Raw genomic sequence first — 13,243 nt, forward strand, 5'->3', positions numbered from 1 at the left:
AAGCACCCGGGGCGGTGAACCCCCTCCCTGGAGGCAATCTCGGTGCCCACAATGCCTCCAGCAGGGGGGTTCGATGCCCTGGAACCCACACCCGACCGGTCCAACAGCACCACCCGCACCCGTATGGGCCACCCACCACCGAGCCGCGAGCCCGGTGGGACGCGCCCAGCCACCCACCCGGCCTGCTCGGGCCCTTCGTCGCCGGCCGGCCACTGGATTGCGACGCGCCTGCCGACACAACCAGGCGGATGGGCAGGAATCCGGCCGGCCACGGCCGGACCGGGCCGCAGGCTCGGGGCAGTTCCCGGCCGAAGGCCGGTCCCGTCGCCACCCCGACCACACGTCCCCCGTTTCCTGATAGCCGCCGACCCGCCGTCGCAGCGAAGCGGGTCAAGGTGGAGCGCCACCGACGCGCGAAGCGCTCGATGGCGACGACCTTGACCCGCGCAGCGGAGACGGCCACCATCAAGCGGCAGGAAACGGGGAAACCCGCACCACCAGGGAACCACCCGCACCCGCGTGGACAGGTACACACCCCAAGGGCAGGGGAACCCAACACCCTTTGTCACCAGGCTCTTAGGCTGGCTCCATGCCCACGCCGGAGGAGATCACCCGCCACCACCAGACCCCGCACGACGACAGCTTCTGGGTGCTCGGCCGCCCCGCACCCGAACCCGTCCACGTGGTCGGATACGACCCGCGATGGCCCGAGTGGTTCGCGCGGGCGGACGCCCTGGTCCACGCGGCGCTCGGCGGCCGGGCACTGCGGGTCGAACACGTCGGTTCGACCTCGGTCCCCGGCCTGCCCGCCAAACCGGTGATCGACGCAGACCTCACCGTCACCGACCCCGCCGACGAGGACTCCTACGTGCCCGCCCTGGAGAGAAGCGGGTTCGTGCTGACCCTCCGGGAACCGCCCTGGCACGAGCACCGGATGCTCACTCTCCGGGAGCCGCGCACCAACCTGCACGTGTTCGGCGCGGACTGCCCGGAACTCATCCGTCACCGCATGTTCCGGGATTGGCTCTCCAGGAACCCGGAGGACCTCGCCCGCTACCGTGAGGCCAAACTGGAGGCCGCTGCCGCCACCACCGAGAAGGGTGGCATCGTCATGGACTACAACCGGCACAAGGAACCCGTGCTCCGGGAGATCTACGCTCGAATGTTCGCCACTCACGGCTTGTCCGACACTCGTGACCGGAGAAGGGAACGGGAGCAGGGACAACCGGGTAGGCACTGAAACTACTGACCCACGTGAGCGGCGAGGCCCACACCGGCGAACGGGAATGGTCCGAACGGTCCGGGAATTGTTCGATACTGGAGGGTGGCGGTGGACGCACCCGGTTCCGCCACCGCCACTCCCACCCTCACCGGGGCACCGCAGCATCATCTTCCGGAGGTAGCACCATGTCCGCGTCGTTGGAGTCCGCACCGATCCCGCCCACCGAGGTCGGCGCCGACAGCGGGCTCGGTGAGCTCTGCGTGCTCATGAAGCTGGGCGAGATCGTCCTCAAGGGCTCCAACCGCAAGCTGTTCGAGCGCCGCCTGCACAACAACATCCGCTCCTCGGTACGCGATCTGGGCGAGATCCGGCTCTCCCAGCGCGGCGCCGGTGTGATCATCGTGCGCAAGCGCGGCGCCTCCGACCTCGAGGTCGCGGAGATCGCCGACCGCATGGCCAACGTCATGGGCGTGGTCTGGGTGCACCTGGTGCGGCGCGTGCCCAAGGACCTGGACTCCATCGTGGACGTCAGCGTGCGCTCGATGGCCGACCGCGAGGGCACCTTCGCGGTGCGTGCCCGCCGCCGGGACAAGCGCTTCGAGATGAACTCCGGGGAGCTGGCCGGCTTCCTCGGGGCGAGAATCATCGAGGCGCACGGCTACAAGGTGAACCTCAAGCACCCCGACAACACCCTGCACGTCGAGATCGACAAGGACGAGGCGTTCGTCTTCACCGACGGAATCCCCGGCCAGGGCGGTCTGCCCGCCGGGATGAGCGGCCGCGGCCTGGTGCTGATGTCCGGGGGCATCGACTCCCCCGTCGCCGCGCACCGGATGATCCGGCGCGGCCTCAAAGTGGACTTCCTGCACTTCTCCGGGATGCCCTTCACCGGCCCCGAGTCCATCTACAAGGCCTACAGCCTGGTCCGTCAGCTGGACCGCTACCAGGTGGGTTCGCGGCTGTTCGTGGTGCCGTTCGGCAAGGCCCAGCAGCAGTTGAAGAGCTCCGGCACCGAGCGGCTCCAGATCGTCGCCCAGCGGCGCTTGATGCTGAAGACCGCGGAGGCCCTGGCCGACAACCTCAAGGCGGAGTGCCTGATCACGGGGGACGCGCTGGGCCAGGTCTCCAGCCAGACGATGACCAACATCACCGCCTTGGACGACGCGGTGGACCTGCCGATCATGCGCCCGCTCATCGGTATGGACAAGACCGAGATCATGGACCACGCCCGCAGGATCGGCACCTTGGCCATCTCGGAACTGCCCGACGAGGACTGCTGCACGATGCTCACGCCCCGCCAGGTGGAGACCGCGGCCAAGATCGGCGACCTGCGCCAGATCGAGAAGCGGCTGGACGCTGAAGAGCTGGCCGAGCACCTGGTCACCACGGCCCAGCTGCACAAGCCCAGTTTCCTGGGCGAGGAAGCTCCCAAGCGGGTCTCCCCCAGCACGGCCAAGGCCGCCGCACCCGTTTCCTGACCGGGCCCGAGCAGACTGGGCCCCATCAGACCGGCCCCTGGCTGAGGGCTTCGGGCTCCGAACCCGAAGGTGCCCCTCGGACGCTCCTGCCGCGAGCGTCCGAGGGGCACCGTTCTCCGTTCTCCCCGCTCGGGGAGGCTGTTTCACCTCCCCGCGGACAGCTCTCCCCCACGGTGCGGCCAGGGGCGCCGTCACATGGCGGCGAACACCCGCTCGGGCGCCGGGGTGAGAGTACGGCCGCTCAGTGTGGCCAGGGTGCCGGAGAGGTCGCGGAGTTCGGACAGGTCCTCCTCGAGGAGCGCCTGCGGGCCGTCGCACAGTGCGGTCTCGGGGCTCGGGTGCACGTCCACGATCACGCCGTCGGCGCCGATCGCGATGGCCGCGCGCGACAGCGGCAGAACCAGCTCGCGCTTGCCGCCGGAGTGCGACGGGTCCACGATCACCGGCAGGTGGGTAAGGTTCTGCGCCACCGGGACCGCGCTGATGTCCAGGGTGTTGCGGGTGGCCTTCTCGAAGGTGCGGATACCCCGCTCGCACAGGACGATGTCGAGGTTGCCCCGCTGGGCGATGTACTCGGCGGCCATCAACCACTCCTCGATGGTCGCGCTCATGCCGCGCTTGAGCAGGACCGGCTTGCCCGCGTCGCCGACGGCCTGGAGGAGGGCGAAGTTCTGCATGTTGCGGGTACCGACCTGCAGCATGTCCGCGTAGGAGGCGACCAGCTCGACGTCAGCGGCGTCCACGACCTCGGTGACGATGGGCATGCCGGTCTTCTCCCGCACGTCGGCGAGGATCTTCAGGCCTTCCTCGCCCAGGCCCTGGAAGGCGTACGGGGAGGTGCGGGGCTTGAAGGCGCCGCCGCGGAGCAGGGCGGCCCCCGCAGCCTTGGCCATGCGGGCGGCCTCGAGGGTCTGCTCCGGGGTCTCGACCGCGCATGGGCCGGCGATGACGGTCATGTTGTCGCCGCCGATCGGGACACCGCGCACGCTGACCACGGTGCGGCTGTCGTGGTTCTCGCGGCTGACGAGCTTGTACGGCGCCGAGATACGCAGGACGTCGCTGACTCCGGGCTTGGCGGCCAGGCCAAGGTCCTGGAACTGCTCGACGTTGCCGACCAGGCCGATGATCGTGCGGCTCACACCGCGCGTCACGTAGGCCTCGCCCCCGGCGGAGGAGACCAGCTCGACGAGCGCGTCGATATTGTCGGCGGTGGCGTTCGGCGCCATGACGATGACCATGTAGGTAGTCCCTGTTCGTTGTGTGGGTGGCTGAGCCGCGCGGTGTGGCGCCTGGCCGGGCTGTGGCCTGACCCGGTGCGAAAACAAAGGAGCCCCGGGCCTGTACCGGCCCGGGGCTCCTGGGAAGTCGTCTGTGTCAGCGCAGCGCTTTACAGGCGACCGGGGAGTGGGGCCGGTAGCCATAAAAGCGCCAAAAGTTTCGCTGCATGGCAGTGACTATAGCGCACAGTCAGCGCCCGGCCGCACACCCGGGGGGAGTGACCTAGCTCTCTCCGGTTGCTGGCAGGATGTCAGGATGCCGTCGTCTCCCAACAGAGGGGGACACCAGTGCCAGTGTTGGAGCGGCCGGAGCTACAGGACCGGGGGGACGGGTTGTCCGAGGGCACGGAGGCCGGAGGCCTAGGTGGGACACAGCGGTTGCGGCTGCCCCCAGGGCAGGCGTTTCGGCGTGAGCACAAGCCCCTGCACTACGGCCGGGTCCCCACCTTCCGATCGCAGCGGTGGGACTTCCGCGTGTTCGGCGCCACCGAGTCGCTGGGCACCTACCGGTGGACCTGGGAGGAGTTCGCCGAACTCCCCCGCGCGGACACGGTGCGCGACTTCCACTGCGTGATGCGGTTCAGCATCCCCGACGTTCCTTGGGGCGGGGTCCGCGCGGTCGACCTCCTCCAACTGGCGCCGCCCGCCTCCGAAGTCACCCACGTGATGGTGTGGGGCGAGTACGGTTACAGCGCCAACCTGCGGCTCGACGACTTCCTCGAGGAGGGCGTTGTGCTCGCCACCCACCGTGACGGCGCACCCCTCACCCCCGAGCACGGTTTCCCTCTGCGCCTGGTGGTACCGCACCTGTACGGCTGGAAGAGCGTGAAGTGGCTACGGGCGGTGGAGTACATGGTCGGTGACCGGAGGGGGTTCTGGGAGGAGCGCGGCTACCACAACCGGGCCGATCCCTGGAACGAGGAGCGCTTCTCCCACCAGGAGGGTCCCGCCTCCCAGGACGACCGGAACCACTGACGCCCTTACTTCAGGGAGGAGACGCCGCGTGGTACCCGGAGTTCGATCTCGGTGCCCTCGTCCGGGTCGCTGAACACCTCGGTGGTCCCGCCGAGGTCGCGGACCCTTCCCAGGATGGACTGGGCCACCCCGAGGCGGCCGTCCGAGCGGGCCCGGTCCAGACGGCCGGACGGCATGCCGGGGCCGTCATCGCGCACGGTCACGACGACGGCGCCGTCCTCGTCCTCCACCAGTACCCACGCCCGGGTCCCCGGCGGACAGTGCCGCTCCACGTTGTCCAGGGCCGCCGACACGGCCGCGGCCAGTTCCACGGCGGCGTGCTCCGACAACGGCACCGGCGTGGCCGGGGCCGAGACCGACACCCGTACGGACTCCATACGACGCAGGAGCTCCCGCAGATCCACCGGGGTGCCTTGGGCCGGGGCAGGGGCCGCGGAGTCCGGCGACGGGGCCTCTGCGGCCGAGTCCAGGCCGTCAGTGATCAGGGAGCGCAACCGCACCTCCTGCTCACCGGCCATCTGCCCGAGTTCGGCTGCCTCTCCCCCGATCTCGTCGCCGCGCCGGCGCACCAGGGCCAGAACCTGTAGCACCGAGTCGTGGATGGAGCGGGCCAGCTGCTCGCGTTCGCGGATCCGCACCTCGAGGGTGACCGCCTGGGCGAAGCGTTCCTCAGCCTGTTCGGCCACCCGGGACATGTAGCCCACGGCCAGGCAGGCGAGCAGCAGCAGGACGACGCCCCGGACCGTGGCCGCGGTGACCTGGGCGTCCATGAGCACGCGCAGGGTGACGTCGGCGCCCCCGTAGGCGAGGGCGACCGTCGCGGCCCCGCGCCGCCCCCAGATGACGCTTGCCGACAGCGCGGCACCGGCGAACCAGTAGGAGCTCAGCGGTGGCGACTGGGTGAGGTAGTGGGGCGTGGCCGCCAGCGCCGTGGCGAACAGGCAGCTGAAGGCCACCAAGAGGTCGGCGGTGAGCAGCCGCCAGGTACGCCAGGCCGGCCGGGCGTAGCCGTAGGTCGTCACGACGGTCCAGACGGACATGACGACGAGCACGGCCCAGGCCGCCCACGGCCGGGCCAGGTACTCGTGGTGCTGGACCACCAGAACCAGGGCGTAGACCAGCGCCGCGGCCCGGTAGAGGGCGAAGGAGCGCCAGAGGGGGACGTCGAAGCCCAGGGGTCAGACCACCGCCCCGTTGTCGGATCCGCTGTCACCGGGCGGCCGGGAGTCGGTCATGCGCAGGATGAGCACGACGAAACTCGTGATGAAGGCCGCGACGGTCAGGAACATGATCCAGTTGGGCAGCGAGATACCCAGGAAGGCGGCGCCGAACAGCAACACCGGGCCGCCGAGGAGGCCGAACCAGGCGGCGATGCCGACCCGGTCGCCCTGGAGCAGGGGTGGCGGGGGCGGGGGCTCGTAGTGCCCCTCCATCTCCGCTTCGGCCCTGCGCTGGGCCTCCTCGCGCCGTTGCTCTTCCTCGTCATCGGTCTCGTCGCGGTCGCGGGGCAGGTTGGCGAGGATGTCGCCGAGCTGGGTCTCGCGTTCGTCCGGGGCGTTGAGGTTCTCCGCGTCGGGCCACGCGACACGGCCGCGTTGATCGCTGGGGCCTTCGGAGTCGTCGTAGAAGCGGGCGACGAGATCGTTCCAGACCTCGTCCTCGTCGTCGGAGCTCGCCTGGTCGGGCTGGTCCACGTTGGTCGGCGGGCTGTCCAGCAGGTCGCCGCCGACCGGCGCCTCGTTTCCCTCGTGGACGGCCGGGGCCTCCTGTCCGTGCTCCTCGGTCTCCGACTCCGCACGGCCCTCCCCGCGCGGGGCCAACAGGTCGGGTTCGCCCTCCCGGTCACCCAGGTCCGGGAGTTCGGAGCCGAGTACGTGCTCGGCCGCCGTACGCTCCTCGGCATCGACGTAGAGGTGGTCGGTCGGCGGGTCCTCGACCTGGCCGCCGGTGGGCTCCAGGACGTCCTCCTCCAGGGGGACGGCGTAGGCGGCGATCCCACTGCGACGCAGCGCGTCCAGCATCAGGTCGGCGTGTGAGGGCGCGAGCAGGATCAGGGGAACGTAGGCGTCGGCGAGCAGGCCGTTGCCCCGACGTTGCGTCATCGGTCGGCTCCTTCCCCGCTTCTCCTGCGTTCGCGTACGAACGCGAGGCTTCCTTCGAAGATGGTGGCGGCGTCGTGGTCGAGGGTCGCCACGTGGTAGCTGTCGTGAAGCAGGTGAATCGTCAGCCGGGTGTTGACCGCTCTCCTAGCGAGGATACGCAGACTGTCCGGTCCCACAACGTGGTCTTGGGGGCTCCGGTAGGCCAGAACCGGCGCTCGCAAACCGGACATGCCCTCCTGAACCGTGCGCCACAGCTTCGGGAGTGTCGCCGCGGCCGCGGTGGGGACCCGGTCGTATCCGCCCTCGGCAGCGGTCTCCATGGCCACGTCGCTGGACAGGCCGGGGGTGGAGGGCAGGATCCGGGATGCGAGGCGGCGGATCGGGGCGATGACCGGGAGCCGGCGGTCCTCCACCACCAGGGAGGGGTTGACCAGGACCACGCCGCTGACGAGCTCGGGGTACTCCTGGGCCAGACGCAGGGTGAGTGCGCCGCCCATGGACAGGCCCATGACGAACACCTCGTCGCACCGGTCGGCGAGGTCGAGCAGCGCCTCCTCCACGGCGGCGTACCAGTCGTCGCTGGTGGTGGTGGCCATGTCCTGCCAGGTGGTGCCGTGCCCGGGGAGCCGGGGCAGTTCGACCGTGAGCCCCGCGTCAGCCAGGTACTCGGCCCAGGGACGCATCGAATGGGGCGAGCCGGTGAAGCCGTGGCAGAGGAGAACGCCGACGCCGGATCCGGGGTGACTGTATGGGTCCGCACCCGGGATCAGGGGGATGGCGCTGGTCGGTCTCACAGATCTGCTCCCGGGATCGTACGACGGAGGACTCCGTTGGCGGGCGGCCCCAGCCGCGAGGCTAGTCGCTCGGATGAGCGTTTGTCATCGATGGCAGATTAACGTTCCTACGCCCGAACCACGCGGGCGACCGGGGTGTTCCCGGCCGCTCCGGAACGGGTCGCCCGCGAGGTCCCCCTCCGGCGGTGAGTATCCTCGACTGAGCCCGGGGTGCGGCCCCTTCCCACGTGACGGACACGGACGCCCGTTCCGGACGCTTTGGTGGTTACCCGCACGTGGTGGGAAGATGACGAACGTCAGTGCTCCCCGCACCCGCGGTGGGCGTGTTCCTGACGTTGTCGGCCGAGCGGGACAGTGAGACGTGGCAGCACCTGCCCAGTACTCCCCGCGTGTGCAGGGGTGATCTGAAGCGATGTTCTACTGGGTGGTCAAGGCGATCCTGGGGCCGATTCTGGCCGTGTTGTGGCAACCCCGCGCGGAAGGCGTGGAGAACGTGCCCCGGCGCGGTCCGGCCATCATGGTCAGCAACCACCTGTCGTTCTCCGACCACTTCTTCGGTCCGCTGCCGCTGCCGCGCAAGATCACGTTCCTCGCCAAGGCCGAGTACTTCACCGGCACCGGGGTGAAGGGGTTCGCCAGCCGGGCCTTCTTCACCGGCGTGGGGCAGATCCCCATCGACCGCTCCGGCGGCAAGGCCAGCGAGGGGGCCCTGCGCACCGGCCTGCGCGTGCTCAAGCGCGGCGATCTCCTCGGCATCTACCCCGAGGGCACCCGCTCCCCCGACGGCAAGCTGTACCGCGGGCGCACCGGGGTGGCCCGCCTGGCGCTGGAGGCCAAGGCCCCGGTGGTCCCCATGGCGATGATCAACCTGGAGAAGATCATGCCCCCCGGCCGCACCGTCCCCAAGCTGGGTGTGCGCCCCAAGGTGGTGTTCGGCAAGCCGCTCGACTTCTCCCGCTACCACGGCATGGAGAAGGACCAGCGGGTCCTGCGCGCCGTCACCGACGAGATCATGTACTCGCTCATGGAGCTTTCCGGGCAGGAGTACGTGGACCGCTACGCCCAGGCGGTCAAGGCCGAGGTCGAGGCCGAGGAGAAGGAGGCCAAGCGCGAGCAGCAGGCCAGCGCCAAGGACCAGCGCCGGACCGAGCGCGCCGACCGCAAGTCCGACCGCAAGGCCCGCAAAGAGGCCAAGCGCGCAGACCGCAAGGCCCGCAAAGAGGCCAAGGAGTCCGGGTCGGGGGGCGACACCCCGGCCGGCGACGAGTAGCAGTCCCGGCGAGCTACGTACGGCGGGGTGCCCGCGCGATCAGTGGCGGGCGAGGTCTCCGGCCCCGACGATGCCGGCCTCGCCGCCCAGCTCGGCCACCCGGACCTCGGCCAGGCGGCGGCCCGGGCGACCGGTGACGTGCCGGGCGAAGGAGGTCCGTACCGGGTCGAGGATGATGTCGCCGGCGTCGGAGACCCCGCCACCCAGGACGAAGCACTCCGGGTCCAGGATCGCGGCGAGGTCGGCGAGGCCGAGCCCCGCCCACTCCCCCACGACCCGGAAGCACTCGAGGGCGGCTTTGTCGCCCTCCACCGCAGCCTGGGTGATGGCCTCCCCACCGATCCCTTCCACGGACCCTTCGGCGAGCTTGAGCATGCGCTCCGCCCGCTGCGGGTCGGTGCGGGCCAGGTCCTGCCCCTCCGCGACCAGCGCGCGGCCGCTGGCGTACTGCTCCCAGCATCCGTGGTTGCCGCAGGCACAGCGGCGGCCGTGCGGCACCATCCGGTAGTGGCCGACCTCGGCGGCCACCCCGTAGCGGCCGCGGTGGAGGTCCCCGCCGAGCACCAGGCCGCCGCCGATCCCGGTACCCAAGGTGACGCACACGATGTGGTCGCTGCCGCGCCCGGCCCCGAAGCGGGCCTCAGCCCAAGCCGCGGCGTTGGCGTCGTTCTCGATGACGACGGGGAGCTCCACCCGCTGCTGCACGCGCTCCTTGAGCGGCTCGTCGCGAAGGCCCAGATTGACCGCTACCTGCACGGTGGCCCGGTCCTCGTCCACGAACCCGGCTACCCCCACCCCCAAGGCGCTGACCGCGTTCTCGGGTTCGCGCGCCCGCAGTTCCTCCACTGCTTTGGCGACGACCTCGGCCAGTTCGCGTGGGTCGTTGGCGGGGGTGGGGTACTTGACCTTGTCCAGGATCTGCCCGTCGTGGTCGACGAGACCGGCGGCGACCTTGGTTCCACCGATGTCTACGCCAATGGTCAGCATGGGGGCAGCTCCTTCTACTTACGCCCGAACTCTAACATAAGTCTCAAGGTTCATGGCATTGGGTTTCCAAATGGTGCAAACCATTCGATTAAACCAGGCTCAGGCGCCCCCGAACACCCCCGGTGCGGATACCTCCGCCTATGCCCTATTCACCCGAGGTGACCTGCTGATCCGTGCCGTCCACCTCGGCCCCGGGCGATGACGCGCCGACGCGCCCGTCACGCGCGCGCTGGGCACGCTCCCGCGCCTCACGCTCCTCGCGCGCCCGCGCTGCCTCCTCCTTGCCCTGCTCGAACGAGCGCTCCACCACGCCCCAGGTGCGCCCGAGCGCGCCCGCGAGGGACATCCCTGCGCGACCGAGGTGCCCGGCCACCTCAGGGGCGCTCTTGCGCACGATCTCCACGATCTCCTCGGCCGGTGGGCGCTCCTCCTTGGTTTCGGCGCGGATCGCCTCTTCCCACACGTCTCCCTTGGGCGGCGGGTTGGTGACGGCCCCGACCCCGCGCTTGACCCCCGCCACCAGGAGTTTGCGCTGGAGGCTGTCGACCAGCCGCAGGGCGTCATCGATCAGGTCGGGGCTGTCCGGGCGGGTGCCGTTCGACCGCTCGGCCCGTTCACCATTGTTCTCGGTCATGTCCGCAAGCCTCCAGTTAGTACGGTCCGCTGACCACACGTTAGCCGCCCGCACCTCCCACTGGCAGGCTTCTCAGGGCAGGTTCAGGGGCGCACCAGGGATGGTTCGGGGCCGTCGGGCCACCCAGGTCAGAAGGAGAGGGCCACGCGGACTCGGCGGCCTCCCACCCGCGATGCCGCCACACGGACACTCAGGCCGCATAGGCCCCGGAAGTAACCGGATGTGCACGAAACACCGCGCGGGCGATAGTCTCAGCTCCGCGCGAGAAGTAACCGGGATCACCGGCCCGACCTGCGCACTCCCGGATCGCCCGACAGGGGTCGAACACCCTCCAGCCGGGAAAGATCACGCGTAGAAGACCACAAGGGGAAGAGCCGGAGCAGCGGTACTCCACACCGCGGGTCACGCGAGTGAACTGCGCGTTCATCTTCACTCACGCGTCAAGCTCCGATCACTGTTGGATACCGAACGACAACCCGTTCTACTCGCGAGTAGGGTTGTGTTGTTACGGTCATCACGTCCCCACTACTAGACCTAGTACACGTCCAGGAGCACCACGTGCGCGAATACAGCTCTCCCGCGAAGGCCGAGATCTCCAACGACGCGCGGCTGACCGACACGCTCTTTGCGCGCGCGGCCAGCGAGCCGAACGTCGTCGCCGCCCGCCGCCAGGAGGAACCCGGATCCGGCCAGTGGCGTGACGTGACCGTCGAGACGCTGCACGGTGACATCGTCAGCTATGCCAAGGCCCTCATCAAAGCGGGCATCGAACACGGTGACCGTGTCGCCCTGATGTCGCGCACCCGCTACGAGTGGACGGTCGCCGACTACGCGATCTGGTCCATCGGCGGCATCACCGTGCCGATCTACGAGACCTCCTCTGCCGAGCAGATCGAGTGGATCGTCGGCAACTCCGGCGCCAAGGCGATCTTCGTCGAGAACGACGCCCATGCCGAGCGCATCGAGAAGGTCCGCGAGAAGGCCCCCGAGCTCAACAACGTCTGGAAGTTCGACGGTGACGACATGGAGGCCCTGCGCGCCTCCGGTGCCGACGTCTCCGACGAGGACCTCGAGAAGCGTCGCACCGCGGTAAAGGCCGACGACCTCGCCACCCTCATCTACACCTCCGGGACCACCGGCCGTCCCAAGGGTTGCGAACTCACGCACCGAAACTTCCTCTTCATCTCCCATTCGGCGCTGGAGGGCCCGGCCAAGCCGGTCATCCTGGGCCACGAGGGCACCCCTTCCACCCTCCTCTTCCTCCCCCTGGCGCACGTCTTCGCACGTTTCGTCCAGGTCATGGTCATCGAGGGCAAGGCCGTCCTGGGCCACTACCCCAGCACCGGCCCGGAGCTGATCGACCAGTTCTCCGTCTTCAAGCCCACCTTCCTGCTCGCGGTCCCCCGCGTGTTCGAAAAGGTCTTCACCAAGGCCCAGCAGAAGGCCGAGGGTGAGGGCAAGGGCAAGATCTTCAACGCCGCCGCCGAGACCGCCATCGCGTACAGCAAGGCGCTGAGCAAGGGCAGCGTGCCGTTCGGGCTCAAGCTCAAGCACGGCCTCTTCAGCAAGCTGGTCTACAGCAAGCTCATGGCCCGGCTGGGAGGCGAGGCCAAGTACGCGGTCTCCGGCGGTTCCGCCCTGGGCGACCGCCTCGGCCACTTCTTCCGCGGCGCCGGGCTGACCATCACCGAGGGGTACGGCCTCACCGAGACCACCGCCCCGACCTCGGTCAACAGCCCCGGGTTCAACAAGATCGGGACCGTCGGGCAGCCCCTTCCCGGCACCACGATCCGGATCGCCGACGACGGCGAGGTCCTGCTCAAGGGCGACCACATCATGATCGGCTACTGGCAGAACGAGACGGCCACCAAGGAGGCGTTCGAGGACGGCTTCTACCGCACCGGCGACCTCGGTTCACTGGACGACGACGGCTTCCTGAGCATCACCGGCCGCAAGAAGGAAATCATCGTCACCGCGGGCGGCAAGAACGTCGCCCCGGCGCTCCTCGAGGACCGCATCCGCGCCAGCGCCCTGGTCAGCCAGTGCATGGTCGTCGGTGACAACCGCAAGTTCATCGCGGCCCTGATCACGATCGACCCCGAGTCGTTCGAGCTCTGGAAGGAGTCGAACAACAAGAGCGGCGAGATCGCGGACATGACCGAGGACGCCGACCTCAACGCGGCCGTCCAGAGCGCCGTCGACGACGCCAACAAGGCCGTGTCCAAGGCCGAGGGGATCAAGAAGTTCAAGATCCTGCCGAGCGACTTCACCGAGGAGGGCGGCCAGATGACCGCCTCCCTGAAGGTCAAGCGCCACGTCGTCAGCAAGCAGTGGAGCCAGGAGATCGACGACATCTACGCGTAAGCCCAGCGCGCTCCGTATGAAGGGGCCGACCGTCCTTGCCGACGGTCGGCCCTTTTCGTGTGGGGCTGAGGCCAGCCGTGCGCAACGGAAGGAGCACTGGGGCAACGGGGCAGGTACCAGTACGGGCCAAGCCGCTTGAG

The 13,243-nt window shown here is 69.4% G+C and carries 11 protein-coding genes; 5 read left to right on the top strand and 6 right to left on the bottom strand.

All coding sequences use genetic code 11. The features are described 5' to 3' along the window. The first annotated feature begins 589 nt into the window (after nucleotides 1-589). Complete coding sequence (locus ACYVD1_RS06480) at nucleotides 590-1,240, top strand: GrpB family protein (protein ID WP_460769089.1); 651 nt, start codon at nucleotides 590-592, stop codon at nucleotides 1,238-1,240. Between the two features lie 167 nt (nucleotides 1,241-1,407). After that, nucleotides 1,408-2,700 carry a tRNA uracil 4-sulfurtransferase ThiI gene (gene thiI, locus ACYVD1_RS06485; protein ID WP_460769091.1) on the top strand — a complete coding sequence of 431 codons (1,293 nt, stop codon included), beginning with the start codon at nucleotides 1,408-1,410 and terminating at the stop codon, nucleotides 2,698-2,700. A 191-nt stretch (nucleotides 2,701-2,891) separates the two neighbouring features. On the opposite strand, the gene aroF is transcribed toward thiI, so the two are convergent. Then, nucleotides 2,892-3,938 carry a 3-deoxy-7-phosphoheptulonate synthase gene (gene aroF, locus ACYVD1_RS06490; RefSeq protein ID WP_460769093.1) on the bottom strand — a complete coding sequence of 349 codons (1,047 nt, stop codon included), beginning with the start codon at nucleotides 3,936-3,938 and terminating at the stop codon, nucleotides 2,892-2,894. A gap of 372 nt (nucleotides 3,939-4,310) precedes the next feature. On the opposite strand from aroF, the gene ACYVD1_RS06495 reads away from it, so the two are divergent. Then, nucleotides 4,311-4,952 carry a molybdopterin-dependent oxidoreductase gene (locus ACYVD1_RS06495; RefSeq protein WP_460769169.1) on the top strand — a complete coding sequence of 214 codons (642 nt, stop codon included), beginning with the start codon at nucleotides 4,311-4,313 and terminating at the stop codon, nucleotides 4,950-4,952. Nucleotides 4,953-4,957: 5 nt separating this feature from the next. Here ACYVD1_RS06495 and macS read toward each other — a convergent pair whose 3' ends face one another. Genes macS through ACYVD1_RS06510 form a run of 3 tightly spaced genes read right to left on the bottom strand, consistent with a single transcriptional unit; the run spans nucleotide 4,958 to nucleotide 7,848 of the window. Continuing rightward, nucleotides 4,958-6,127 (bottom strand): MacS family sensor histidine kinase, encoded by a 1,170-nt coding sequence (gene macS, locus ACYVD1_RS06500; RefSeq protein ID WP_460769171.1) that lies wholly within the window; start codon nucleotides 6,125-6,127, stop codon nucleotides 4,958-4,960. Nucleotides 6,128-6,130: 3 nt separating this feature from the next. Continuing rightward, the gene (locus ACYVD1_RS06505) at nucleotides 6,131-7,054 is read right to left on the bottom strand and encodes a hypothetical protein (RefSeq protein ID WP_460769095.1); all 924 of its coding nucleotides are present in this window, start codon (nucleotides 7,052-7,054) and stop codon (nucleotides 6,131-6,133) included. Beyond that, nucleotides 7,051-7,848, bottom strand: a complete 798-nt coding sequence (locus tag ACYVD1_RS06510; RefSeq protein WP_460769097.1) for an alpha/beta hydrolase — start codon at nucleotides 7,846-7,848, stop codon at nucleotides 7,051-7,053. Before ACYVD1_RS06510 ends, ACYVD1_RS06505 begins: the two co-directional genes overlap by 4 nt. Nucleotides 7,849-8,260: 412 nt before the next feature. On the opposite strand from ACYVD1_RS06510, the gene ACYVD1_RS06515 reads away from it, so the two are divergent. Then, a complete protein-coding gene (locus ACYVD1_RS06515; RefSeq protein ID WP_460769099.1) occupies nucleotides 8,261-9,118 on the top strand; it encodes a lysophospholipid acyltransferase family protein in 858 nt (285 codons plus the stop codon). Between the two features lie 39 nt (nucleotides 9,119-9,157). Here the strand turns inward: ACYVD1_RS06515 and ACYVD1_RS06520 are convergent, their stop codons facing one another. Continuing rightward, a complete protein-coding gene (locus ACYVD1_RS06520; protein ID WP_460769101.1) occupies nucleotides 9,158-10,105 on the bottom strand; it encodes an ROK family glucokinase in 948 nt (315 codons plus the stop codon). Between the two features lie 145 nt (nucleotides 10,106-10,250). Continuing rightward, nucleotides 10,251-10,739: a hypothetical protein gene (locus ACYVD1_RS06525; RefSeq protein WP_460769103.1), complete on the bottom strand. Its 489-nt coding sequence runs from the start codon at nucleotides 10,737-10,739 to the stop codon at nucleotides 10,251-10,253. 558 nt (nucleotides 10,740-11,297) lie between these two features. On the opposite strand from ACYVD1_RS06525, the gene ACYVD1_RS06530 reads away from it, so the two are divergent. After that, nucleotides 11,298-13,103: an AMP-dependent synthetase/ligase gene (locus ACYVD1_RS06530; RefSeq protein ID WP_460769105.1), complete on the top strand. Its 1,806-nt coding sequence runs from the start codon at nucleotides 11,298-11,300 to the stop codon at nucleotides 13,101-13,103. Nucleotides 13,104-13,243 lie beyond the last annotated feature (140 nt).

The sequence above is a fragment of the Nocardiopsis nanhaiensis genome, assembly GCF_054778635.1.

Bases quoted from the DNA above. Each gene is read 5' to 3' on its own strand.
- thiI (WP_460769091.1), top strand. From the start codon at position 1,408: ATGTCCGCGTCGTTGGAGTCCGCACCGATCCCGCCCACCGAGGTCGGC.
- ACYVD1_RS06515 (WP_460769099.1), top strand. From the start codon at position 8,261: ATGTTCTACTGGGTGGTCAAGGCGATCCTGGGGCCGATTCTGGCCGTG.
- ACYVD1_RS06520 (WP_460769101.1), bottom strand. From the start codon at position 10,105: ATGCTGACCATTGGCGTAGACATCGGTGGAACCAAGGTCGCCGCCGGT.
- ACYVD1_RS06525 (WP_460769103.1), bottom strand. From the start codon at position 10,739: ATGACCGAGAACAATGGTGAACGGGCCGAGCGGTCGAACGGCACCCGC.
- ACYVD1_RS06505 (WP_460769095.1), bottom strand. From the start codon at position 7,054: ATGACGCAACGTCGGGGCAACGGCCTGCTCGCCGACGCCTACGTTCCC.
- aroF (WP_460769093.1), bottom strand. From the start codon at position 3,938: ATGGTCATCGTCATGGCGCCGAACGCCACCGCCGACAATATCGACGCG.
- ACYVD1_RS06480 (WP_460769089.1), top strand. From the start codon at position 590: ATGCCCACGCCGGAGGAGATCACCCGCCACCACCAGACCCCGCACGAC.